Below are 23,808 nucleotides of genomic sequence, written 5' to 3' on the forward strand. Positions count from 1 at the left end.
TAATCTCCATATCGGACTAAAATCATGGCATCAAACGACCTTCTCATGCGAGGATTCTATGACGGCAAGCGACGCGACCGCGACAATTAAAAAGGGGGCACCCGAGCCCGGTTTCGATAAAACGGCTCAGCGCATCCTCAACCTTTTCTTTGTACTCAACAGCTCTCCCGAACCGCTGACGACCGAGCAAATCGTCCTGGATTCCGATTTGGGATACGGCTCGGGCAATATCGACTCAGACAAGCGTAAGTTCCGCCGCGATCGCGATAAGCTGCTCGAACGCGGCATCGTTATCAGGGAGGTTCGTGCTGCCGGAGCGCAGGAAACCGAGGAGAGCGCGTGGACGATCGACCGCGAGCACACGTTTGCCGCGGGCGGTCTCATCACCGCAGACGATGCCGACATCCTGCTCAATGCCATCGACCAGACACTCGCGGCAGGCTCATCCATCTTTGCCGCACCGCTTGCCGACATTCGCTCCAAGATTGCCTACCTCACCGGCACGTCGGCGACAGGAGAGGCACCGATCCGCCGCTCTCCCGCCGTCGATGCGGTATGGAGTGCCTTTGCCGAGCGTTGCGCGCTGCGCTTTTTGTACCAAAACGGACGCGGCGAGCAACGCGAACGGACCGTTTGCGTCTACGGCATGTTCGAGCGCGAGGGCGCGGCATACTTCTGCGGCCTCGACAATGCCACCGACAATATCAGAACATTCCGCTGCGACCGCATCATTCGCGCCTGGAGACCTTCGAAAGCCTACGCCATCCCTGCGGATTTCAACCTCAACGATTACTTATTCTTTGAGTTCGATTTTGCCGACCGCCCGCCTGTTGCGGCTACGTTCTCGTTCGCGCGTGAAGCGCAGGCCGATATGATCAGCGGTCTCACACGCGGACGAGGCGAACTCATGCGCACCGAAGCAGGTTGGACTTGGACCGTTGACGTGCGCGACTTTGAGGCCGCAGCCTCGTTTTGCATGGCCCATGCCATGGATGGCATGAGGCCCGTCGCCCCCGATTCTCTCAAACAGGCGTGGAATCACCTCATCGAAAGGACGGTGCACGAGCATGCCCGTGCGTAAACTCACCAGCGAGCAAAGACTCTCGCGCGCCATCGACATCATGGAGGCCCTCTACGCCGCCGGCGAGAATGGCATGACACGAGACGAGCTTTGCGGCCGCTTTGATATCACGGGGGCATCGCTCGACGAGGTTCTCGAGATCGTCTCGACGCTTGCGGACCGAGAATCGGGCGCACGTATTATCTGCGAACACCGCGGCCAGTGCGTGGTCCTCACCGGTGATGCGGGGCGCGTGCTACCGCTGCGTCTGAGTGCCGCCGAGGGCGCTGTGCTCAACCATGAACTTGAATCATTGGGGATCGAACCCCAAGCGGCGGCTCGAATTCGGCGCGCACTTCTTCCCAAAGAGCTCGGCTACAACCAGCGCGTCTTTGACACCGTCGCCCACGGATCGCACTGGCAGCAGCTGAGCTGCGCCATTCGGGACGGCGTTCGCTGCCGCATCTCGTATCGCTCGATGGATGACACGCAAGCGCGCGAGCGCTTGGTCGACCCCTTGCGTATCACAACAAACGGCGACCAAACGTATCTGATTGCCTGGGATGTCGCGGTCGATGAACAGCGTACCTATCGCATGGATAAAATCGAGGACCTGGTCTTGACCGATGACTCCGTCGTGCGCCACGCACCGGAACCCGCGACCCTCCATGACTCCCTCGCCCAGGCGGAGCGGAGCGCGAAGCTTCTCATGCCGCGCGCCTTGGCAGAGCGCCTAGACTGGCCCGGCATCATGTCGATTGAACCCAATGGGGCGGACAGCTCAACAGTGAATGTGCGCTACGGCTCCGAGCGCTGGCTGTTAAGCCAGGTAATCGCAGCGGGCGGGGCCATCCGCATCTTGGATGACCCCGCCCTGTCAGAGCGTCTGTGCGATATGGCAAAATCCCTCGTCTGTCCGCTTTAGCGGCGCCGTTCATGCGCCTGGCGCCACAGTTGCAAATAGTGCCCGATCTGCGCCGATTCGATGCGCTGATAGGAGCTCGTGGGCAGCGACGTTAAGAACTTCTTACCGTAGCCCTTCGTCACCAGGCGCGGGTCGGCCAAGATGAGTACGCCACAATCGGTCGATGATCGAATGAGGCGACCGGCTGCCTGCTTGACCTCGAGCACGGCCTCGGGCAGCGAATAGCGCGCCCAAGCGCGGTCTTCGCGCAGATTGCGCTCGCATGAGAGCGGGTCCGTGGGGCTCGAGAACGGCAATTTGGGGATGATGACGCAGCGCAGCGTCTCGCCGCTGGCGTCAAACCCCTCCCAAAAGGCCTTAAGTGCAAAGAGCGACGAGGTCGGTTCGTTGATAAACCGGTCGCGTAGACGACGCGGAGACGAGTTACGCTGCTGGCAGTTGAGTTCCAGACCAGCACGGGCCATCTTGGGCTCGACGCGGGCGTACAGCTCCTCCATGTCACGCCTGTTGGTGAACAGCGTGAGCACCGAGCCGCCCATGGCAAGATGGGCGTCGACCAGCACGCGCTCGAGCGCCGTAAGATAGCTCTCACGATCGCGCGGATCGGGGATATCCCCAGCCACGACCACGGCCATATTCGAATCGAAGTCGTAGCTCGAATCCAAGTGCAGCGACGATGATGTCGATGCACCGATGCGATCGAGGCCGACGGCGTGGTTAAAGTGCTCAAAGCTCTTGGAAACCGTCATGGTCGCCGAAGCAAAGATAGCCGTGTGGACCTCGGGCAGCCACTCGGTTGCCAAGGCCTCGCCAATGTCGATGCGCTCCGCGGTCATTGACTCTCCGCCGGCACGCAGCCTGCGATTGACCTGCAGCGAATACACGTAGTGTTCATCGGTGCCATCAATGATGAGTTTGAGGTTCTCGGCCAGCTCGTGCAGGCGGCGCGAGATATCACCCAAGTCCACAACGACCTCGGGCTTGTCGGCGGCAACGGACTGCACGAGCGCGTCGACACTCTTGTCCGCTTGTTCCAATGCGTCGATGGCAGTGCAGGCCGGCTGTAAGAAATCATGCCAGTCGTCAGATTCGCGCAGCTCGGGGCCAATCCATAGATTCGCATTGTCATAGCCCCCGCGGGCACGGCGGCCAAGCTCGCGAACGCCGTCAAACACATCGGCAATCGCCATGCTCGCACGTACAACCGTCGACGTCGCCTTGGCAGTAAGGCCCAGGTAGAGCGTAGAGCCCTCCGAGGTTGCCAAATCGCGGGAAACCTGGCTCAGCGCACCGGAGCTCGAGCCACCCAGGCGCTCAAACAGAACGCGCGATTCATCCGCCGACACCACGCGCGCCCATTGACGGCGCGCCTCGCGCTCGATGGAATGGGCCTCGTCGATTACCCAATGACGAATCGGAGGCAAGATTCTGCCCTCGGCCGCGACATTGCGGAACAGCAGGGAATGGTTGGTGACCACCACATCGGCATGCGCCGCACGGCGGCGAGCGCCGTGGACCAAACATTTATCGGGGAAAAACGGGCATAGGCGACGGGCGCACTCGCGCGACGCCGTCGTAAAGTCGGGACGGTTGACGCTGCGCCAGCGAATGCCGAGCGAGTCGAGGTCGCCATCGGCCGACTGACACACGTACGCCATGATGACCGCGACTGCCGTAAGCGTGTCGGCAGGATCACGCTTAGTCGTAATTTCGACTTGGCCGCGGCTCATGCGCTCAAGCTTGCGCAAGCATGGATAGTGGTCATAGCCCTTGAGGGCGCAAAACGATAGACCCCCGTCCAGCTGCTCGGCAAGTTTGGGCAGCTCATGATACATGAGCTGGTCGGCAAGATTATTCGATTTAGTCGCGATGCCAACCGTGATGTTGTTGCGGCGCGCGGCCTCGGCAAAAGGCACCAGGTAAGCCATCGACTTGCCGACGCCCGTCCCCGCCTCAATCACGGCGATGCGTTCCCGTAACGAGTGCGTCACGGACCTCGAGCGCCATCGCGATCTGTTCATCGCGCGGCTCGTACGTGGGATACATGCGATTAACCAGACCGCCCGGAGCATAGTCCGCCTCGATTTCCTCACGGCTCGGCATCTTAAGGACCGGTAGCTCGTCCGCATCAACGCGATCATCTGCCCGATCGGCCTTGAGTACGTCGGCACGGGCGGCGCTGAGAGAGAAGATGGAGCCGGGGTTCTGTCCCGCCAAGAACGAGAAGATGGGACGATAGGACCAGGGTACGTCGGGGTGCATGTCGGCCAGGCGCGCCATTAAGCCCTGAGGCAAGTCGGTGAGCGCCACGAGCAACACGCGCCACACACCACACAGGGCGTCGACATCGGCGTTGGCGCGGTGCGACACCGAGTCGCAGCCAAACAGGTCGGCCATGAAAGACAGCTTATGCGAGGCAAGGCGCGGCAGCGCGATGCGCGACAGTGCCAGCGAGTCGATCCAGATGTCGCTGACGTTGACACCGCCCTTGACCGACTCGATAAACGAACGGTCAAAGGTGGCGTTATGCGCAATCACCGGGCAGCCGCCGACAAAATCGGCGAGAGCGGCCACGGCATCGACGGCCGATGGGGCATCCACCACATCGGCGTTTGTAATGCTCGTGAGTTCGGTAATCTCGGTGGGGATCAGCTGCTTGGGATGCACGAAGGTATCGAACCGATCGACAACCTCGCGGCCAGAAAGGCGGGCCGCCGATATCTCGATAAGCTCGTTGTCCTGCACCGAAAGACCCGTGGTCTCGGTATCGAGGACGATAACATCTTCCTCGATGAGACCAAACGATTGGGTTTTGGCACGCTCGGCAAGCGTGGCGTAGGAATCGATGACAAACTGTGGCGTTCCCGACGAAACAGCGTCCTCGATTAGCATGCAGTGCCCGCTCGACGAAGTCCCATACGAATCAGACTGTCACAGACCTGCGGGAACGTCATGTCATCGGTGTGGCGAATCTCATCCGGATACAGCGACATATCGGTCATGCCGGGAATCGTGTTGGTCTCGAGGATGACGGGGCCATCCTCGCTCACGATAAAGTCGCTGCGCGAGATACCCAGGCAGCCGAGTGCCTTATGGGCAGCACAGGCGAGCTCCTGGGCGCGAGCGTAGTTCTCGGGCGAAATCTGTGCCGGAATGCGATGGATATCCGCGGGGTCCACATACTTCACGTCCAGGTCGTAGAACTCGCAGTCCTCGGGCTTACGGATCTCGACAATCGGCAGAGCACGCACGTCATCTTCGCCGTATACGCCGACGGTTATCTCGGTGCCCTCGATGCACTTCTCGACCAGCACTTTGTCGCCGTACTTAAACGCCTTGGCGATTGCCGCGGGCAGCTCGGTGGGCTCATGGACCAGGGAAATGCCATAGCTGGAACCATTTACGGCCGGCTTCACAAAGCAGCGCTCGCCACAAACCTCGACAATGTGATCGATATCGATCTCATCGCCCGACTCAATCGCCAAGCCGGGGGCAATGGGAATGCCCGCCTTGGCGTACAGGATCTTAGAGACCTCCTTGTCGGCACCGCAGGCGCTGGCAAGCACGCCCGAGGCCGTGTAGGGGATACCCAGGGTCTCCATGGCACCCTGCATGGCACCATCCTCGCCGCCGGCACCGTGCATGGCGATAAACGCCACGTCAAAGCCACCGGTCGCCATGGTTACCATAAAATCATCGGCAGCTGTGTCGAGCAGCTCCACCGAAGTGTAGCCGGCCTCCTTCAAGGCCGCCACGACGTTCTTTCCCGAATTGAGTGAGATCTCGCGCTCAGCGGAATGACCGCCCGCCAAGACCGCTACGTGCATGTTCTCTAGGCTTTTACCCGGCATGGGCAGACTCCTCCTCTATAATTTCTGCAGCTGATACCATATTGTAGCGATACCCTCTACGTTTCCCCAAAATCGAAAGGCTTCCATGAATCCCAGGACTAAATCTCAGGACATTCGCGACTTGAGCCAAAACGATATTCGCGAGCTCGTGGCAGATCTCGGCCAGCCCGCTTTCCGCGCGAAGCAGCTCATCGAATGGGTCTTTGAGAAGAACGTTTGTTCGTTTGACGATATGACCAATCTTCCCAAGGCTTTCCGCGAGCAGCTTAAAGAGGCTTTTGCCTTTGACACGCCGACTGAGCTCGCCAAGCAGGTATCCAAAGATGGCTCTCGCAAGTATCTGCTTGAGTACCACGACGGCATTTCCGTCGAGACCGTAGGCATGCCCCGTCGTAACAAGCTTTCTGTCTGCGTGTCCACCCAAGCCGGCTGCGGCATGGGTTGCGCTTTTTGCGCTACCGGCCTCAACGGCCTCAAGCGCTCGCTGACCGCCCAAGAGATCGTTGACCAGGTACTTCATGTATCCACTGACTTTGGCGAGCGTGCTACAAGCGTCGTTTTCATGGGTCAGGGCGAGCCCTTTGCTAACTATGACGAGGTTCTCAAGGCCCTCCGAATCCTCAACGACCCGGACGGCATCGGTATCGGAGCCCGCCACCTCACCGTCTCCACGAGCGGTGTTATTCCCGGTATTCGCAAATTTGCCGACATCCCCGAGCAGTTCACGCTTGCCGTTTCCCTGCATTCCGCCATCCAGTCCACCCGCAACAAGCTCATGCCCGGTGTTAAGAAGTACACGCTGCTCCGCCTGCACGAGGCGCTTCAGCTCTACACCGAGAAGACTGGGCGCCGCCCGACCTATGAGTATGCCATGATCGAAGGCGTCAACGATACGAATCCCGAGATGCAGGCGCTCTGCGACTTCTGCGAGGGAACGCTGTGTCACGTCAACTTGATCCAGCTTAACGACATTGAGGGCAGCCCGCTCAAGCCGTCGCCGATTCATAAGGTCGAGGATCTTCAGCGCCGCCTTGAGTCTCGTGGCATCGAGACCACGATCCGTAATTCTCGCGGCAATGATATTGATGCCGCCTGCGGTCAGCTGAAGCAACGTTTCAAGGTCCAGAAGAACGCATAGGGGAGTCTGCACCCCATAACGTTTCATGTGAAACATCCGACAGCTCCGGTTGCAGATAATGCAACCGGGGCTGCTTCATCTGTATTCATACTATTGGATTTGATTTACGCAAGCTTAGTTTTATCGCAAACATAAAGGGCCCTTATCTGATGAATCAGACAAGGGCCCCATCAAAAAAGGCAAGTAATTGTTAGGTACCTAATAACCAACATTTTCCCACTGGTGGGTAACCCAGTCTTGGTTGATCTTGGGATTCTTAGTCACCTGTGCAGTGCGCATGGCGACATCTTCGGTCATCACATCCATTTTCTTCTTAGATGTATCGACGATATCCTGAGCTCCGCGCAGCAGTCGACCGCGAAGTTCATCATCTGTTGCAAGCTTATAGCTAGCAAAAGCACCAGCCGCGACAATGGTTGCCAACGCAATGGCCGCGAGAATCTTATTCTTCATCCTGATCCTCCTGCCCAAATTGAATCATTTCGCCAAGGATACGGGAGAGCTCCTCTTCGTCCTTGAACTCGATTTCAATTTTATTCTTGCCACGCGAGCTCTTCACACGTACATTCGTGTTAAATACTTGACGAAGGACTCGAGCAGCTTTTTTGAATGACTGAGGTGTTGCTGGCCTTGGAGTCCTTGGCGTCTCTCCGGCAGAAAACAACGGAGCAAGATTTTCTGTCGCCCTTACGGAAAGGCCCTCTGCAACAACCTTCTCAGCAAGTCGAATCCTTGCATCTTCATAGGGAACTGCAAGAATCGCACGTGCATGGCCAGCGGTAAGCTTACCCTCAAATATCATTTGCTGAACGACCTCGGGCAGATCGAGGAGGCGCAGTGAGTTTGTAATTGCAGAGCGCGACTTACTCACTGCCTTTGACAAGGCTTCCTGGGTCATACCGCTGGCATCGATGAGTTGACGATACCCCTTAGCTTCTTCAACAGGATTTAGATCAGAACGCTGAAGGTTTTCGATAAGAGCAAGAGCCAGCATCTCCTCATCATTAACATCTTTAATGATGACAGGCAGTTCCTCAAGACCAGCGAACTTTGACGCCTGGTAACGACGCTCACCAGCGATGATCTCATAGCCGTTTCCATGCTTGCGAACCAAAAGCGGCTGCAAAACGCCATGTTCTTGGATTGACTCGCTCAACTCGCGAAGTTCAGTTTCATTAAAGTGAATTCGCGGCTGATTAGGGTTGGGAACGATATCTTCAATAGGCAGTTTTATTTCAGATGCGGCATTTGAAGCCGATGCGGACGAGCCACCGGTCTCGTATTCAGCCTCTGAGACCAAAGCGTTGAGTCCACGTCCCAATCCCCCACGCTTCTTTGCACTAGGCACGCTTGATCACCTCTTTTGCAAGGTTCATATACGCTTTTGCACCCTTATTTTGAGGCGCATAGGTAATTACCGGTTCTCCAAAAGACGGAGCTTCGGAGATTTTAACCGTACGAGGAATCAATGTCTTAAACGCCTTATCACCAAAGTACGATTGAACCTCCTCAACAACTTGATTCGACAGGGAAGTACGCGAGTCATACATGGTCATAAGCACGCCGTAAGTGTCTAAGCCCTTGTTCAGACGTGATTTGACCATCTTCATTGACTCAAGCAGCTTCGTTACTCCCTCGAGTGCGTAATACTCGCACTGGATCGGAATCAAAACGCTATCTGCTGCGGTCAAAGCGTTGATGGTAAGCAAGCCAAGTGAAGGGGGACAGTCAATGAAAATAAAATCGAACTCTTCCTGAATCGGCTCAAGCAAATCTTTAAGGCGAGTTTCACGAGCAATTGCGCTTACGAGCTCAATTTCGGCGCCCGCAAGCTGAATTGTAGCCGGAATAACGAATACCTTTTTGCAATTTGTATCAAGAACAAGCGACTCTGCCGGCACATCATTCAGCAATGCATCATAGATGCAGTGTTCAAGGTCTTCCTTTTCAATTCCAAATCCGCTGGTGCTATTTCCCTGTGGATCAAAATCGACAATCAGTGTCTTGCGACCTTGCTCACCCAGTGCTGCTGCAAGGTTTACAGCCGTCGTTGACTTACCGACGCCCCCTTTTTGGTTGATGATTGCAATGATACGCGTGTATTTTGCGCTCTTCGAACGCTTAACGTCGCGAAATCCCACGGTCCCTCCTGGTGTGTATTAAAGCTGTCAAACGGAGGATGTTTCACGTGAAACATTCCGATTCGATATCAACCGCCATGTTTCACGTGAAACACTGCAAGTTGTTACTATCCATTATGTTTCACGTGAAACATCTAGGCAAGCGGATTCTTCTTTGCCATGCCATTTGCACGAGGCAATGAAACGGATGCTGGATGAGTCTTTTTAAGAACAATGAACTCCCTGTGGCCCAAGCCCTCAGGCAAATCGATTGTGTCATTCAGAAGCAAAGTGAAGCCGCAGATCTTAGCCGCTGACATGCCCGAAGCAAGTTCCTCATCCGATGGATTGCCCTTGGTGATAACAAATAACCCTCCATCCTTGAGATACGGAGCCGCATACTCAACAAGAATCGGTAGAGGGGCCAGTGCACGGGCGGTTACGACAGAGAACTGCTTCTTATGGCTTCGAGCATATTCTTCAAGTCGATCATGAACCGCATGAGCATGTTTCAATCCAAGAGCATGAACAAAAGAATTGACAGCATCAACCTTCTTGCCAACTGAGTCAATATAAGTAGCTTTACGATGCGTGGTTATGGTTAACGGAATACCAGGGAAGCCTGCACCTGTTCCCATATCGAGCAAAGCTCCCTCAGGAGCCTTATTGATATAGGGGAGCAAAACAAGTGAGTCAAGGATATGAAGTACGACAGCATCTTCTACGTTAAGAATACGGGTAAGATTGGTTGTCTTATTTGTTTCCAGAACCAAATCTAAATGCTGAATACATTTCTTCAGCTCAACATCAGTTACGTTCAAGGAATACTCTTTGCAATAAGAAGTTAGATGACGCTGCATCTCGTCAACCTGCTGATCAGTAAGTACAAACAACAGAAGCTCCTTTCTGACAAAAATCAGTGTATCGAGAACTTTTGACAAAAAAAGGGGACGTGGAAACCACGCCCCCTTAGCATAAGCTCGAGTAGATTATCGAGCAACAATCACCACATGGCGATCAGGGTCAGAACCCTCAGAATGGGTATCGACGGTATCGTTGCCACGAAGTGCAATATGAACCAGTCGGCGCTCATAGGCATTCATGGGTGGAAGCGAAACACTCTTATGAGTACGGACAGCACGCTCGGCTGCAGACTGAGCCATAGAGGCAACCTTTTCCTGACGCCGGCTCTTGTAGCCCTCAACGTCAACCACAACCGGATACCTAAAGCCAAGCTTGCGGCTCACCAGCAAAGAGAACATAACCTGAAGGGCATCAAGGGTACGACCATGACGGCCAATGAGAACAGCAAGATCAGGAGCCGTAACATCCAAAATCAGCTCACCCTCGTCACCCTCGTACTCATCGATAGGAGAGTTGGCGGCATCGAAGTGCGAAAGGATGGAACGCAGGATGGAAATCGCAACATCGGCAATGGTGTCGAGCTCCTCATCGGTCAGCTCTTCACCGGCCTTGTAGCGCTGTGCAATCTCGGGATAATCGCCCGCAATCTGCGGGGCAACCTCCTCAAGCATATCCTCGATGATCTCTTCAGACATAACGTACTCCAAAGGTTAGGTACCTAAATAAGATTGATATCCCGACTAATTCTTCTTGTGCGGACGCGGCTTCTTCTCGCGACGGGTAACCTCGACCTGCAGCGGGGCGTTCTTAAGACGCTCTTCCTCATCGGCCTTAGCCTTGTCGATAACCTTCTGCGTCACGAAAATCTGCTGGGTAACCTGCCAGATAGAGGACACGTCGTAGTACAGCAGGACGCCGACGGGAAGGCTCCAACCCATCCAAAGCATCATGACGGTCATGACAACGGCCATCATGCGCATGCTCTGGGCCTGCTGACCAGTCTGATTGCGCGACATATACAGCTGCGGAATCAAGGTGAGAACGGCAAACAGAATCAGGCAAACCAGCGCAGGCAGCGCAACCATAAAGCCATCGGCAAAGGAAGCGCTCGGCGTGGTGGTAAGGTCAGGCAGGATGTTGAAGAACGAGAACGTGCCGTCGTTAAAGTAGTTCGGAAGGTTGCGCAGCAGCGTAAATAGGGCGAACATGACAGGCATCTGGATCAACAGCGGCAGACAACCAGCCATGGGGTTGAACTTGTTCTCGCTGTAGAACTTCTGCATCTCCTCGGCCTGACGCTGGGGATCGTCGGCATAGCGCTCCTGGATCTCGAGCATCTTAGGCTGCAGCACCTGCATGCGAGCCGTCGACTTGGTCGACTTGAGCATAAGCGGCGTCAGCAGCAGACGGATGATGACCACCAGGATGATGATGGACAGGCCCCAGTCGACCGCAAAGGTCTGGATGAGCTTGAGCAGCTCAAAAAGGATGTTAACGATCCAATCCCACATGTAAGTTTTCCTCCGATAGCGAGTGCCCGCTAAGGCACAGGGTCATAACCGCCGACGTGCAGGGGATTGCAGCGAGCGATGCGCCTCACGGCAAGCCAGCAGCCTCTCAAAACACCGTACTTCTCAATCGCCTGGATAGCGTATTGTGAGCACGTTGGGTAATAAATGCAGGCGTCAGGTAATAAGGGCGAAATAACCTGTTGATATATGCGAATAGGAGCGATGGCAACACGTCGCAAAACGTGATTGCTCATCGCTCCTCCCCGGCAACGCCGGCGCGTTTCATAAGCGAACGCAATGCCTTGTCCATCTCCTGCGGCGAGGAAACCCTCGTCTTGGGAGTCGCGAACAAGATGATGTCATAACCCGCAACGGGAAATCCACAGCTGCGGGCGGCCTCGCGCATCACACGCTTAGATCGGTTGCGCACGACAGCACAACCGAGTCGTTTAGCACCAACGAAGGCGACCCTTCCGGAGTCGCCTTCGCCAACCGATTCACATATGGTCATTCGAATCAGAGGATGATTGAAACGACGCCCCTGACTGAACACATGCTCGAAATCTTGCCGAGACTTAATAGTCTTCATGCGAGATGTGTGTATCGCTGCTAGACAGTGAGACGCTTGCGGCCCTTGGCGCGACGACGGGCGAGCACGGCACGACCACCCTTAGTGGCCATACGGGCACGGAAGCCATGGGTCTTGGCACGCTTACGCTTATTAGGCTGATACGTACGCTTCATCTTAAGTTCCTCCTGCTGCATTTCGAGTGTCCGCGGGGCGCGGACGCAGATATAGACACGTGAGCTTGAAGATTGTAGGGAAATCAATGTTCAAATGTCAAGAAATCAAAGGTAAAAGGTTGCAAAGAGTACACGGTTCCCCCATAAGAAGAACCGGCATTTGAGGCAGCAGTCAACTTTTCACGAAATTTCATCGAGTTTTCAACAGGTCGTGTTGGAAATGTTGAGAACTTTTCGTCCGTTTTCCAAAGTTTTCAACAGGTTTTGAAAACTTGTCGAAAGATGAGAAACATTGCGCGGTGAGCTACTATTTGTTCAAAACCTTTTGAAAGATTGCGAGCGGCATGTCTGACGACTTCTACACCATGGTCGATTCCGGTGATCCGGCACCCGACAACGAGCACATCACCGGCGTGCGCGAAAAACGCAACGAGGGTGAGCGGGTCACCGCACAAGCACCAAAGGCCATGTATGCAGCGCGCATCGCGGTCTACGATGACATGCTGTCGACACCGCGTGTCATCGTCATCGAACCGCAAGACGTCCGTACCTACTTGGAAGAGACAACCAACACCGTCTACCGGTGCATGAAAGAGCAGGGAGGACGCATCTCGCTGATGGTTATCCGCGAGATTGTCGAAAACTTTATCCACGCGCATTTTGCAGAGCCCATCATCTCGATTCTCGACGGTGGCGATACCATCCGCTTTGCCGATCAGGGTCCGGGCATCGACGACAAAGAGCGTGCCTTCGATTTTGGCGTGACCAGTGCAAACAGTAAGATGAAACGGTATATCCGCGGTACCGGCGCCGGATTTCCCATGGTACAGGAGTACTTGGAAAACGCCGGCGGCGCCGTCTCCATCGAGGACAACATGGGCAACGGCACCGTCGTGACGGTAAGTCTGAACCCCAAGCGCGTGCAGGAAATCGAGCGTGCCGGCGGGCGCGGGGCAGCCGTGCGGCCCGAGACGGAGCAGACGGCATATCCCCTATCCAGCACGTTTGCGCAGCAGCCCGCGGCGCAGCAGATGCAGCAGCCCGTGGCACACATGCAGCAGCCTGGATGTTTTCCCATGCAAGACCCCCAAGCACCGCTGGGCAACGCAATGCAAAACATACCGGAGAGCATAGGCTCGGCAGATCTGGACACAGGCACCGTGCAGCAGACAGCGGCCATGCCAAACGCCCCGCAAATGGGCTACCAACCGTACCCGCAAGGGTATCCTCCCCAATATATGCCGCAGCAGGGATACGCCCAGCCGTATCCCCAACAGCATCTTCAGGGATACCAGCAGCCGTACCAACAGATGCCCCAGGCGCAGTACAACCCATGGGCCCAGCAGATGCCTCCGCAGCCTTACCAACAGTGGCCGCAAAGTTTTCAACAGCAGCCGCTGCCCATGCAGAGTTCTCAACAACCAGCAGCTCAAATGATGTATCCTAATGCGGCGAATCAATATGCACAGCCGCAGCAAAACGTATTTGTGAGCGAGCGCGGCGAAGCGGCACTGGGCTATCTGGCTCAAAACCAGGAGTGTGGCGCAACCGACCTGGCACGAGCGTTTGGAAACTCAGCGCCCACGTGGTCGCGAACGCTCAACGACTTGGCACAAGCCGGCTTGGTCATCAAACATGGCCAGAAATATCATCTGACCGAGGTAGGCAGCGCTCGCGTGCGAGCCCAAAGGTAAGGAACGGGAGAAACAGTGGACGAGGAAGCAAGCATCATCCTGGGAGATGCCATCGCCTTTTGTCAGCGCGACGGCCAAGATGCACGCCTCATCAATATGCTGGGACAATCGCGCGCCGTGAGTTTGACCGAGGACACTCTGACGATTGAGGCACCTTCACGCTTTGCCATCGCTCAGCTCAAAAAGCATCAGCCGACCATCGAGGCCTATCTGGAAGATATCGCCTTTGCGCCGATCGCGCTCAATGTCGTGGCACCGCAAGGCGCCTCGGCAAATACGGCGCCGGCCACTCACCCGGTAGCGACCGCCACCGCAGCGGCAAAGCCGTCGCCCGAGCTTCGACGCGACGATGTTTCCCGTGAAACCATGGCACCGCAGCCGACCGTTTCGGTCGCACCGGCGGTAGAGCCAGCCCCCTCGCCCATCCCGACCGCCACGCATATGCCCGTCGCACACGAGGCGACACCCGGCGAGGAATCGGGCATTGCAATCAAAAACACGTTGTCCGCCGACGATTTCCGCCGCATGATGACCCAAATGAATGGCAGGCCACCGGCGAAGGGCGCGAGTTCGTCCGCAGCGCCGGCAGCACCTTCGGCGGAGGCCCCGGCGGCAGTCGAGAAAAACGCGGACGGGGCACCCCTCGCAGCGAATTCGAAATTCACGTTTGAAAACTTCGTCTTCGGACCGGAGAACAGCCTTGCCTACCGATCGGCGCTCAAATTCGCCATGCTTGCAGACACGCCCGGTACCTGCACGTCGCTGTTCATCTACGGCAAATCGGGCCTGGGCAAGACACACCTGCTGCTCGCTATCAAAAATGAGCTGGCAGAGAAATCGCCCGAGATCAAGGTGAAGTACGCCAATTCGCAGGCATATCTGGACGACTTGATGACGGAATTCGACCGCCAAAAGAAGAGCAACGCCCCCATTATGCAGGCGTACCACGGCGTCGACGTGCTCATCATCGATGACATCCAGAACATCATTGGCAAACGCGCGAGCGTGGATTACTTCTTCCAGTTGATGGACGAATTTATCCGTAACAACAAGAAGGTCGTGATCGCCGCCGACCGCGCTCCCAAGGACCTTAATATGGACGAGCGCCTGACCAGTCGCTTTAATGCCGGCCTGCTGTGCCTGGTGGCGGAGCCCAGCTACGAGATGAAGTATAAGATTTTGCAGCGGTATTACGAGAACACGATCGCCGCCGCAGCCGAGGCGGGCAACGACTCGCTGCTGGCGGCCTACGGGGGCGACGGCGGACATCTGACCGATGCGCACTTTAAACACATGGCCGAGGTCTCGGGCACCAACATTCGCGAACTCGAGAGCTTTTGCGAGCGTTGTGCCGGCGAAGCGGGCGATCGCGAGCGTGAGGGCGGGGAGCTCACCTTTGACGACATCGACGCCATCGCCAACCAGTACTTCGACACATCGGCCAAGAAGATCAATGTGCAGACGGTCCAGTCCGTCATCGAGGAGCAATACGGTGTGACGCACGAGGAGCTCATCGGGCCTCGCCGCAACGCCAATATCGCCAAGGCGCGCCATATCGCTATCTACCTGGCGATTGAGATGTGCGAGATGACGACGACGGCCGTGGGCTCCGAGTTTGGCAACCGCAACCACTCGACCGTCAGCACGAGCTATAAAAAGGTTCAGAAGATGATTCAGGAAGACCGGACTGTCACCGAAGACCTCAAGTCGCTGCGCGATAAAATTACACTGCGCTCGTAGGTAAATGGACACACCTGTTGAAAACTTGTCGAAACGGCGGTTATAAGGTGTCAAAAACTCGAGCCGCGGTGAGGAAAAGTTTCGCGCAGGTTTTGAACGTGGAAAACATGCCCAGTTGCACACAGGTTCCTGTCGATTCTCTTTTTAGGGCTGACCTGCACGTTTAGGAGTAATCAACAGTTTCGTCAGTACTATTACTATTATTAAGATATTTATATCTATAGAAAGGTATTAAAAGATGAAGTTCACCGTCAGCCAGAGCTCGCTTACGCAAGCCATCGGCGTCGTTATGAAAGGCGTCGCTTCGGCATCCACCCTTCCCATTCTGTCGGGCGTGCTCGTCAAGGCACAAGACGGCATCTTGGAATTCCAGACCTCAAACTACACCATCTCGATTCGTCACCGCATTGCGGCGCATGTCGAAGAGGAGGGCGAGATGGTGATTCCCTGCAAGATGCTCTCCAACATCACCAAGACCCTTCCCGATGCCCCGGTCACCTTTGAGCTGTCCGAGCGTCAGGTTTTGATTGGCTGCGAGAAGAGCTCTTTCCGCCTCAACACGCTCGATGCCAACGACTTTCCCGAGTTCCCGGCATACGCCATCGAGAGCGCCGTCGAGCTGCCGACCGATATCCTGTCCGAAATGGTAAGTCGCGTATGGCGCGTCACCTCGACTGACAAGGCCCGCCCCATCCTGGGTGGCGTGCACATGAAGGTCGAGAACAACACCGTGCGTCTGGTGGCGACCGACTCCTTCCGTCTGGCCGTGTGCGATACGCAGGTCGAGACCTCGACGCTTGAGGGCTCTTTTGAGCTCAATGTGCCTGCCGACGCCTTCAACGACGCGCTGAACATCATGGCCAGCCAGGCGACCATCATGATTGGCGCCACCGACACCCAGGTTGTCTTTGAGGCCGGCAACACCACCTACGTGTCACGCCGCATCGAAGGCGTGTATCCCAATTACAAGCAGCTCATCCCCGATTCGTGCGTGACGAGCGTCAAGATCGACGTAGCCGCCTTTAACGCCGCCCTTAAGCGTGTGGCCGTTATCGCGAGCGCCAACCCCGCTGTCAAGTTTGAGATCGATGTCGAGAACGGCCAGATGGGCCTGTCCTCCATTTCCAACGACCAGGACCTTGCTCAGGAGACGATCGATGTTGAGGCCGAAGGTGAGTCGGGCACCATCGCCTTCAACTACCACTACATCTTTGGCTGCCTCAATGCCCTGTCCAAGGAGAAGGAGATCACGCTGGAGCTCAAGAGCTATTCGCAGGCTGGCATCTTCAAGTCCTACGACAAGATCAACTACCTGTACCTGGTCATGCCGGTGCGCATCTAGCACTGCCCATGACCATGTACGCACGCGATCTTTCCGTTGCGCGCTATCGCAGCTTCGACAGCTACCGTCTTGCCCTGAGCGACGGTGTGACCGTGCTCGCGGGCCCCAACGCGGCGGGAAAGACCAACCTCATAGAGGCGCTGCAGCTGCTGACGAGTGGCGCCTCGTTTAGGCATCCGACCACAGCCGAGCTCGTGCGCGACGGCGTGGGCTCATGCAAGGTCGAGCTGAGGCTCGAAGGTGATGGGCGCGTACTGGACATGGGGCTGGGCGTGGAAGACGGCAAGCGTTCGTTTAGCCGCAACGGCAAGCGCTGCGCCGCGTCCGGTGTGCGCGGGGTGCTGCCGAGCGTTCTGTTTTGCCCGGACCACCTGGATATGGTCAAGCGGGGTGCCATCGAGCGCCGTACCGCACTTGATGACTTTGGCGTTCAGCTGAGCGCCCGCTATGCCGATTTGGCTAGTGCCTACGGGCGCTGCGTGAGCCAGCGCAATGCCCTGCTCAAGGAGACCTGGTGCTGCCGCGAGATGCTCGGCGCCTGGAACGAATCGCTCGCCCGCGCCGGTTCGGCCCTGCTCGTGCATCGTCTCGCCCTGCTCGACCGGCTGTCGGGCCATGTGCGCGACGCTTATGGCCGCGTGGCATCTGGCGAGCCCGCCGGTGTGTCCTATGTGTCCACGCTTGGCGACCTGCCTCGCATCGAGGATCGCGGCGAGCTCAGGGGCTGGGCGTATGAGCACATGCTCTCGGCGCTCGAGGAGCGCGCCGACGAGGAGATCCGCCGCGGCGTGACGCTCGTGGGTCCGCATCGCGACGAGATTGAGTTTTCCGTCGCGGGTCGATCGGCCCGTTCATTTGCCAGCCAAGGCCAGCAGCGAACGCTGGTGCTTGCCTGGAAGGTGGCAGAAGTGGCCGTGGCGCGCGATATCCTAGGCACCGCGCCGCTGCTGCTTTTGGACGACGTGATGAGCGAGCTCGACGCCGGGCGGCGAGGCGCTTTTCTGCAGCTGATCGGTGATGATATCCAGACAGTCATAACCACTACCAATCTGGGGTATTTTACCGATGACCTGCTTGATCGAGCCAAGGTGGTGAGCATGGGTGAGACGTGCTAATTACGAGCGCGCGAACGGAACGGTTGCCTTCGGCGGCTTTTTGGATGCCGAGCGTCAGCGCGTCCTGGCGGCCGCGACACCTGAGCGCCGCGCGCAAATGGAGGCTGCAGAGGAGTCCCGTGCGGTCTATCACGCCTGGAATACAGTGTGCTCGGGCACGCGCGAGGGACGCCATGTGACGGGCCTGCGCTACCTGCCCGAGTCCAACGAGCTGCTGGTGTACCTCGATTCGCCCTCATGGACGCAGGAGATGACACTTTTGCGCGAGATTATCCGCGCGCGCATGGAACGTGCCGGTGCGCACGTCGACGGCCTGGTGTTCAAGACGACCGCCCCCGGCCACACACCGCCCGCTGCCAAGGAGCGCCTGCGCCCGGTCCTGGCCGAGCGTCCGCCGGCTCCGCATGCCGACCTAAGCGATGCCGAGCGTGCCGAGATCGAGCGCCAAGTGGCACCTATCGAGGACCAAAAACTGCGCGAGGCCCTCGAGAACGCCATGAGAGCCAGTGCCGAGTGGGCCAAGGGCGTGCAGAGCAAAAAAGAGCCTTAAATCGCATCTGGTGGCCTTGTAGAGCCAAATACCCTCGTTCCCGAGGGTATTTTTTTACGATAAACTAGTACGGCTGTACACATTTTCTTAACTGAAGGAGGACGTGTGGCAAACGAAAACGATTACGATGGCGGCGAGATTAAGATTCTCGAAGGTCTCGAGGCCGTTCGTAAGCGCCCGGGCATGTACATTGGCTCGACGAGCGCCAGCGGTCTTCATCACCTGGTGTGGGAGATCGTTGACAACTCCGTCGACGAGGCCATGGCCGGTTTCTGCACCGAGATTCAGGTGACGGTCCACGCCGACAACTCCATCACGGTCGTCGACAACGGGCGCGGCATCCCCGTCGACGAGCATCCTATCAAAAAGATCCCGACGCTCGAGGTCGTCATGACGATCCTGCACGCCGGCGGTAAGTTCGATAACTCGGCCTACAAGGTCTCGGGCGGCCTGCACGGCGTGGGAATCTCCGTCGTCAACGCCCTGTCCAAGCGTGTGGTCGTACAGGTATGCCGCGACGGCAACATCTACGAAATGGAGTTTTCGCGCGGCAAGACCGTCAAGAAGATGGAGGTCGTGGGCACTTCGGAGACGACGGGTACCACTGTCAGCTTCTGGCCCGACGACGAGATCTTCGAGACCTGCATCTACGATTTCGACACGCTGCACAACCGTCTGCAGGAGACGGCATTCCTCAACAAGAACCTCAAGATCGTGCTGACCGACGAGCGCGAGGCGACTCCCCATGTGGAGGAGTTTTGCTATGCCGGCGGCATCATCGACTTCGTCAAGTTCCTCAACGAGGGCAAGGATGTCCCCGAGGCCTTTAAGGAGCCCATCTATATCGAGGGCAAATCGGATCCGGATGCGCCCGTGACCAAGATGGGCGAGGTCGAGGTGTCCCTGCAGTGGAATAGCGGCTACGGCGAGAACGTCATGTCGTTTGCCAACGACATCTACACCCCCGAGGGCGGCATGCACCTCGAGGGCTTCCGCACCGCACTCACCCGCGTGATTAACGATTACGCTCGCAAACAGAACCTGCTCAAGGAAAAAGACGCCAACCTGACCGGTGACGATGTACGCGAGGGCCTGTCGGCCGTTATCTCGGTCAAGCTGCCCGATCCGCAGTTTGAGGGCCAGACCAAGGCCAAGCTCGGCAGCTCCTATATGCGCGCGCTGACGCTCAAGATCGTGACCGACGGCCTTGCCGATTACCTCGAGGAGCATCCCAAGCCCGCTCGTGAGATCGTCAAGAAGGCCCAACAGGCCTGCAAGGCGCGCAACGCCGCCCGCAAGGCGCGTGAGGCGACCCGCCGCAAGAGCCTGCTCGAGACGGCGTCGCTGCCCGGCAAGCTCGCCGACTGTTCGGTGCGTGACGCCGAGTTGACCGAGCTCTTTATCGTAGAGGGCGACTCGGCAGGCGGCTCGGCCAAGGACGGCCGCCGCCGAGACATCCAGGCGATTCTGCCCCTGCGCGGCAAGATTTTGAACGTCGAGCGCGTGGGCGACCACCGCGCGTTCTCGAGCGACACCATTCAATCGCTTATCACCGCGATCGGCTGCGGCGTCACGACGAGCGCCGGTGACGGTGGCGACTTCGACATTACCAAGGCGCGCTACCACAAGATCATCATCATGACCGATGCAGACGTCGACGGTGCGCATATCCGCATCCTGCTGCTGACGTTCTTCTACAAGTACATGCGCCCGTTGATTGATGCCGGCTACATTTACGTCGCTTGCCCGCCCATCTTTGGCATTAAGGTGCGCAACAAGATTCACTACGTGTATCCCAACGGCCGCCAGCCCGAAGACGAGATCCTGCGCGACACCATTCAGAGCCTGGGACTGAACCCCGACGACAACGACGAGGACGGCAAGGCCAAGGACGGCAAGATCACCAAGAAGCGCAAGGGCTATACCGTCCAACGCTACAAGGGCCTGGGCGAGATGGACCCCAAGCAGCTTGCCTCGACGACGATGGACCCCAAGACCCGCATTCTGCAGCGCGTGTCGATCGAGGACGCCGTGGTGGCGGACCGCGCCGTGCGCGAACTAATGGGGTCCGAGGTCGGCTATCGCCGCGAGTACATCGAGAAGCATGCACATGATGCACGCTTCTTAGATGCCTAACCTGTTCGGTTTTCCCAGCCACCGCACCTTCGCCCTCAATCCTCTTTCGGGCGAATCTGCGGCGCCTGGGAAACCTAGGAGGGTTATCCGGCATTCCCGGTAATCCGTCTCCGTGGTAGGGAACTAATGGACCACGCAAACCATGAGGAGGTAACGTGGCAGACGATATCAACAATAACGAGGGTATGGACGAGGCCGGCGACGCCGGCATGCCCGACGATCTGAAGCGCCTGCTCGCCCGCGCCGAGCAGGGTGAGGACGGCAACCCGGATTCCTATAACCCCGACGCCGAGGACGAAGAAGAGGATGACGACGCCGAGCTCGAGGAGAGCTTTGGCGAAGTCGACCGTGGTGCCTCGGCCGGCGAGGATATCAACGGCGGCCAGCTCCAGATTTCGGAGTTTGGCCGCGAGATGAAGCAGTCGTTCATCGAGTACTCGATGTCGGTCATCACGGCGCGCGCCCTGCCGGACGTGCGCGATGGCTTAAAGCCGGTGCACCGTCGCATCCTGTACGCAATGAACGAGAGCGGCATCTACCCCAACCGTCCGCACAAGAAGTCGGCCTGGACGGTCGGCGAAGTTATCGGTAAGTACCATCCGCACGGCGACTCCGCGGTCTATGAGGCCATGGTCCGCCTGGCACAGTGGTTCTCCATGCGCACGCCGCTCATCGACGGTCACGGCAACTTCGGCAACATCGACGGCGACGGCGCCGCCGCCATGCGTTACACCGAGAGCCGCCTGGCAAAGCCCGCCATGGAGCTCCTGCGTGACCTGCAGAAGGATACCGTCGACTGGCAGCCCAACTACGACGAGTCGCTCGCCGAGCCCCAGGCGCTGCCCGCGCGCTTCCCCAACCTGCTGGTCAACGGCAGCCAGGGCATCGCCGTCGGCATGGCCACCAACATCGCCCCGCACAACCTCACCGAGGCGATCGAGGCCACGTGCTACCTGATCGACAATCCCGACGCCACCGTCGACGAGCTCATGCAGATCATGCCCGGTCCGGACTTCCCCACCGGTGCCATCATCATGGGCAGTGCCGGCATCAAGCAGAGCTACGAGACCGGCCGCGGCTCCATCACCGTGCGCGCCAAGGCTCATGTCGAGTCCACCAAGACCGGCCGTAGCCGCCTAGTCTTTACCGAGATTCCCTACATGGTCAACAAGGGCACCCTGCAGGAGAAGATCGCCCAGCTCGTCAACGACAAGCGCATCGAGGGCATCTCGGATATGCGCGATGAGTCCAACCAGAAGGGTATCCGTCTGGTCATCGAACTCAAGAAGGGCGTCATCCCGCAGGTCGTGCTCAACAACCTGTACAAGTACACTTCGCTGCAGACGACCTTCGGCGCCAACAACCTGGCGCTTGTCAACGGCGTTCCCAAATGCCTGAGCCTGCGCGAGATGCTGCAGTACTACATCGACCACCAGGTCGACGTCGTCACCCGCCGCACCCGCTTTGACCTTAAGAAGGCCCAGGCGCGTGCCCATATCCTCGAGGGCTACCTGATGGCTCTCGACCATATCGACGAGGTCATCAGCATCATCCGCTCCTCGCAGACCGACTCCGAGGCCAGCAGGCGCCTGATCGATCGCTTTGGCTTTACGCCCGAGCAGACTACGGCCATCCTCGAGATGAAGCTGCGCCGCCTGACCGGCCTGGAGCGCGACAAGATTCAGGAAGAGCTGGACGGCTTGCGCCGCGCCATCGCCTACTACGAGGACCTGTTGGCGCACGAGGAGAAAATCCTGGGCGTCATCAAGGAAGAGATGCGCGAGATTTCCAAGAAGTTCGGCGACAAGCGCCGTACCGAGATCAGCCATGTCGAGAAGGACCTGGACGTCGAAGATCTGATTGCCGACGAGGACATGGTCGTGACTATCACCCACACCGGCTACGTCAAGCGCATTCCGGTGGCCGCCTATCGCGCCCAAAAGCGCGGCGGCAAGGGCGTGTCGGGCGTCAATCTCAAAGAGGACGACGTTATCGACGAGATGTTTATCGCGTCCACGCACGAGTACGTGCTGTTCTTCTCGAGCAAGGGTAAAGTCTATCGCCTGAAGGTGCATGAGCTGCCGGTCGGCACGCGCCAGGCGCGCGGCACCGCGATCGTCAACCTGTTGCCGTTCGAGGAGGGCGAGAAGATCGCGAGCGTCATCAGCTGCCGCGAGTTCCCCGCCGACGAGTACCTGATGTTTGCCACCAAGAGCGGCATGGTCAAGAAGACCGTGATGAGCGCCTACGACCGTAGCCGCCGCGACGGCCTGATCGCCATCAACCTGAGGGATGACGACGCGCTGCTCGCTGTACGTCGCGTGCGCGAGGGCGACAAGATCATCATGGCAACCACCGCGGGCAAGGCGATTATGTTCCCCGAGGACCAGGTGCGCGCCACCGGTCGCGATACCAGCGGCGTCCGCGGCATTGGTATGAAGGAAGGCATGAGCGTTCTTGGTATGGAGATTACCAACGGTAACGGCGACCTGTTCGTCATTACCGAACGCGGCTACGGCAAACGCACGCCGGTCTCGGATTACCCGGAGCAGAACCGCGGCGGTCAGGGTGTCTACACCATCCAGATGACCGAGCGCAAGGGCAACCTCGCAGCCATGAAGACGGTGGGCCCGCAGCATGAGCTGTTCATCGTGACGGAGGGCGCGACGGTCATTCGCGTCAAGACCGACGAGATCAGCCAAACCGGTCGCGCCACCCAGGGCGTCAAGATGATGACCGTCGACGATAACGACCGCGTATGCGCCGTAGCCCGCATGACGGCCGCCAAGGAGAAGCCCGAAGGCGAAGGTGCCGAGGCCGCAGCCGACGCCGAAGAGGCGCCAGTCGACCTAGGCGACGGCAACGACATGCCAGAGGATCTCCTCGACGAATAAGAAGCCCTAGCCGGTAAAAATCATCAGACCCCATATATCGGCGGTCGGCGCACCTGCGCGCCGACCGCTTTTTTGACAACCTTGGACCCCGTGCCCGCCGAGTGGGCGAGATGGGTTAGGTTTG

20 protein-coding genes and 1 pseudogene are annotated in these 23,808 nt (G+C 57.8%); 10 read left to right on the top strand and 11 right to left on the bottom strand.

Translation table 11 applies throughout. The annotated features are described in order from the left end of the window. The first annotated feature begins 58 nt into the window (after positions 1-58). Together SFLMC1_RS07430 and SFLMC1_RS07435 are read left to right on the top strand one after the other, a co-directional pair. The gene (locus SFLMC1_RS07430) at positions 59-1,081 is read left to right on the top strand and encodes a helix-turn-helix transcriptional regulator (RefSeq protein WP_152074410.1); all 1,023 of its coding nucleotides are present in this window, start codon (positions 59-61) and stop codon (positions 1,079-1,081) included. Continuing rightward, entirely contained in the window at positions 1,068-1,985 is a 918-nt protein-coding gene (locus tag SFLMC1_RS07435; protein WP_152074411.1) for a helix-turn-helix transcriptional regulator, read from the top strand. The genes SFLMC1_RS07430 and SFLMC1_RS07435 overlap by 14 nt, the downstream gene beginning before the upstream one ends. Here SFLMC1_RS07435 and SFLMC1_RS07440 read toward each other — a convergent pair. Together SFLMC1_RS07440 and SFLMC1_RS07445 are read right to left on the bottom strand one after the other, a co-directional pair. Further along, positions 1,982-4,877 (bottom strand): annotated as a pseudogene (locus SFLMC1_RS07440) (helicase C-terminal domain-containing protein). The gene SFLMC1_RS07435 and the pseudogene SFLMC1_RS07440 sit on opposite strands and share 4 nt — an antisense overlap. Continuing rightward, the gene (locus SFLMC1_RS07445; RefSeq protein ID WP_152074413.1) at positions 4,871-5,836 is read right to left on the bottom strand and encodes a D-alanine--D-alanine ligase; all 966 of its coding nucleotides are present in this window, start codon (positions 5,834-5,836) and stop codon (positions 4,871-4,873) included. The pseudogene SFLMC1_RS07440 and the gene SFLMC1_RS07445 overlap by 7 nt, the downstream one beginning before the upstream one ends. An 85-nt stretch (positions 5,837-5,921) precedes the next feature. On the opposite strand from SFLMC1_RS07445, the gene rlmN reads away from it, so the two are divergent. Continuing rightward, the gene (rlmN, locus tag SFLMC1_RS07450) at positions 5,922-6,974 is read left to right on the top strand and encodes a 23S rRNA (adenine(2503)-C(2))-methyltransferase RlmN (protein WP_152074414.1); all 1,053 of its coding nucleotides are present in this window, start codon (positions 5,922-5,924) and stop codon (positions 6,972-6,974) included. A 198-nt stretch (positions 6,975-7,172) separates the two neighbouring features. On the opposite strand, the gene SFLMC1_RS07455 is transcribed toward rlmN, so the two are convergent. The 9 genes from SFLMC1_RS07455 to rpmH all read right to left on the bottom strand — a co-directional run bounded on the left by SFLMC1_RS07455 (position 7,173) and on the right by rpmH (position 12,213). Next, on the bottom strand, positions 7,173-7,427 hold the full coding sequence (locus SFLMC1_RS07455; protein WP_152074415.1) for a hypothetical protein: 255 nt from the start codon (positions 7,425-7,427) through the stop codon (positions 7,173-7,175). Next, the gene (locus SFLMC1_RS07460; RefSeq protein WP_187323904.1) at positions 7,417-8,322 is read right to left on the bottom strand and encodes a ParB/RepB/Spo0J family partition protein; all 906 of its coding nucleotides are present in this window, start codon (positions 8,320-8,322) and stop codon (positions 7,417-7,419) included. Before SFLMC1_RS07460 ends, SFLMC1_RS07455 begins: the two co-directional genes overlap by 11 nt. After that, entirely contained in the window at positions 8,315-9,115 is an 801-nt protein-coding gene (locus SFLMC1_RS07465; RefSeq protein WP_152074416.1) for a ParA family protein, read from the bottom strand. Before SFLMC1_RS07465 ends, SFLMC1_RS07460 begins: the two co-directional genes overlap by 8 nt. A 134-nt stretch (positions 9,116-9,249) precedes the next feature. Next, positions 9,250-9,987, bottom strand: coding sequence for a 16S rRNA (guanine(527)-N(7))-methyltransferase RsmG (gene rsmG / locus SFLMC1_RS07470; protein WP_226814275.1), 738 nt, complete (start codon positions 9,985-9,987; stop codon positions 9,250-9,252). Positions 9,988-10,083: 96 nt separating this feature from the next. Continuing rightward, positions 10,084-10,653, bottom strand: coding sequence for a protein jag (locus SFLMC1_RS07475; RefSeq protein ID WP_152074418.1), 570 nt, complete (start codon positions 10,651-10,653; stop codon positions 10,084-10,086). A 45-nt stretch (positions 10,654-10,698) separates the two neighbouring features. Then, positions 10,699-11,469, bottom strand: a complete 771-nt coding sequence (locus SFLMC1_RS07480) for a YidC/Oxa1 family membrane protein insertase (protein WP_152074419.1) — start codon at positions 11,467-11,469, stop codon at positions 10,699-10,701. A 29-nt stretch (positions 11,470-11,498) separates the two neighbouring features. After that, on the bottom strand, positions 11,499-11,723 hold the full coding sequence (gene yidD, locus SFLMC1_RS07485; protein ID WP_117584026.1) for a membrane protein insertion efficiency factor YidD: 225 nt from the start codon (positions 11,721-11,723) through the stop codon (positions 11,499-11,501). Next, the gene (rnpA, locus tag SFLMC1_RS07490; RefSeq protein WP_006236191.1) at positions 11,720-12,058 is read right to left on the bottom strand and encodes a ribonuclease P protein component; all 339 of its coding nucleotides are present in this window, start codon (positions 12,056-12,058) and stop codon (positions 11,720-11,722) included. Before rnpA ends, yidD begins: the two co-directional genes overlap by 4 nt. Before the next feature lie 20 nt (positions 12,059-12,078). Then, positions 12,079-12,213, bottom strand: a complete 135-nt coding sequence (gene rpmH / locus SFLMC1_RS07495) for a 50S ribosomal protein L34 (protein ID WP_019127408.1) — start codon at positions 12,211-12,213, stop codon at positions 12,079-12,081. 344 nt (positions 12,214-12,557) lie between these two features. On the opposite strand from rpmH, the gene SFLMC1_RS07500 reads away from it, so the two are divergent. From SFLMC1_RS07500 to gyrA, 7 genes are all read left to right on the top strand, one after another. Continuing rightward, entirely contained in the window at positions 12,558-13,907 is a 1,350-nt protein-coding gene (locus tag SFLMC1_RS07500) for an ATP-binding protein (protein ID WP_152074420.1), read from the top strand. Positions 13,908-13,922: 15 nt separating this feature from the next. Continuing rightward, positions 13,923-15,647, top strand: a complete 1,725-nt coding sequence (locus SFLMC1_RS07505; RefSeq protein ID WP_152074421.1) for a DnaA ATPase domain-containing protein — start codon at positions 13,923-13,925, stop codon at positions 15,645-15,647. A 238-nt stretch (positions 15,648-15,885) separates the two neighbouring features. Beyond that, positions 15,886-16,989, top strand: a complete 1,104-nt coding sequence (gene dnaN / locus SFLMC1_RS07510) for a DNA polymerase III subunit beta (protein ID WP_055310301.1) — start codon at positions 15,886-15,888, stop codon at positions 16,987-16,989. A gap of 8 nt (positions 16,990-16,997) precedes the next feature. Beyond that, a complete protein-coding gene (gene recF, locus SFLMC1_RS07515) occupies positions 16,998-18,104 on the top strand; it encodes a DNA replication/repair protein RecF (protein WP_152074422.1) in 1,107 nt (368 codons plus the stop codon). Further along, a complete protein-coding gene (locus SFLMC1_RS07520) occupies positions 18,091-18,654 on the top strand; it encodes a DciA family protein (RefSeq protein ID WP_152074423.1) in 564 nt (187 codons plus the stop codon). Before recF ends, SFLMC1_RS07520 begins: the two co-directional genes overlap by 14 nt. 105 nt (positions 18,655-18,759) lie before the next feature. Next, positions 18,760-20,790, top strand: a complete 2,031-nt coding sequence (gene gyrB, locus SFLMC1_RS07525) for a DNA topoisomerase (ATP-hydrolyzing) subunit B (protein WP_152074424.1) — start codon at positions 18,760-18,762, stop codon at positions 20,788-20,790. A 185-nt stretch (positions 20,791-20,975) separates the two neighbouring features. After that, positions 20,976-23,684 carry a DNA gyrase subunit A gene (gene gyrA / locus SFLMC1_RS07530; RefSeq protein ID WP_152074542.1) on the top strand — a complete coding sequence of 903 codons (2,709 nt, stop codon included), beginning with the start codon at positions 20,976-20,978 and terminating at the stop codon, positions 23,682-23,684. Positions 23,685-23,808: the final 124 nt, after the last annotated feature.

It is taken from the genome of Collinsella aerofaciens, assembly GCF_901212495.1.
Lineage (GTDB): Bacteria > Actinomycetota > Coriobacteriia > Coriobacteriales > Coriobacteriaceae > Collinsella > Collinsella aerofaciens_H.

Bases quoted from the DNA above. Each gene is read 5' to 3' on its own strand.
- SFLMC1_RS07500 (WP_152074420.1), top strand. From the start codon at position 12,558: ATGTCTGACGACTTCTACACCATGGTCGATTCCGGTGATCCGGCACCC.
- rpmH (WP_019127408.1), bottom strand. From the start codon at position 12,213: ATGAAGCGTACGTATCAGCCTAATAAGCGTAAGCGTGCCAAGACCCAT.
- rnpA (WP_006236191.1), bottom strand. From the start codon at position 12,058: ATGAAGACTATTAAGTCTCGGCAAGATTTCGAGCATGTGTTCAGTCAG.
- dnaN (WP_055310301.1), top strand. From the start codon at position 15,886: ATGAAGTTCACCGTCAGCCAGAGCTCGCTTACGCAAGCCATCGGCGTC.
- SFLMC1_RS07430 (WP_152074410.1), top strand. From the start codon at position 59: ATGACGGCAAGCGACGCGACCGCGACAATTAAAAAGGGGGCACCCGAG.
- recF (WP_152074422.1), top strand. From the start codon at position 16,998: ATGACCATGTACGCACGCGATCTTTCCGTTGCGCGCTATCGCAGCTTC.
- SFLMC1_RS07455 (WP_152074415.1), bottom strand. From the start codon at position 7,427: ATGAAGAATAAGATTCTCGCGGCCATTGCGTTGGCAACCATTGTCGCG.
- SFLMC1_RS07435 (WP_152074411.1), top strand. From the start codon at position 1,068: ATGCCCGTGCGTAAACTCACCAGCGAGCAAAGACTCTCGCGCGCCATC.
- SFLMC1_RS07445 (WP_152074413.1), bottom strand. From the start codon at position 5,836: ATGCCGGGTAAAAGCCTAGAGAACATGCACGTAGCGGTCTTGGCGGGC.
- SFLMC1_RS07475 (WP_152074418.1), bottom strand. From the start codon at position 10,653: ATGTCTGAAGAGATCATCGAGGATATGCTTGAGGAGGTTGCCCCGCAG.
- rlmN (WP_152074414.1), top strand. From the start codon at position 5,922: ATGAATCCCAGGACTAAATCTCAGGACATTCGCGACTTGAGCCAAAAC.
- SFLMC1_RS07480 (WP_152074419.1), bottom strand. From the start codon at position 11,469: ATGTGGGATTGGATCGTTAACATCCTTTTTGAGCTGCTCAAGCTCATC.
- yidD (WP_117584026.1), bottom strand. From the start codon at position 11,723: ATGAGCAATCACGTTTTGCGACGTGTTGCCATCGCTCCTATTCGCATA.
- gyrA (WP_152074542.1), top strand. From the start codon at position 20,976: ATGGACGAGGCCGGCGACGCCGGCATGCCCGACGATCTGAAGCGCCTG.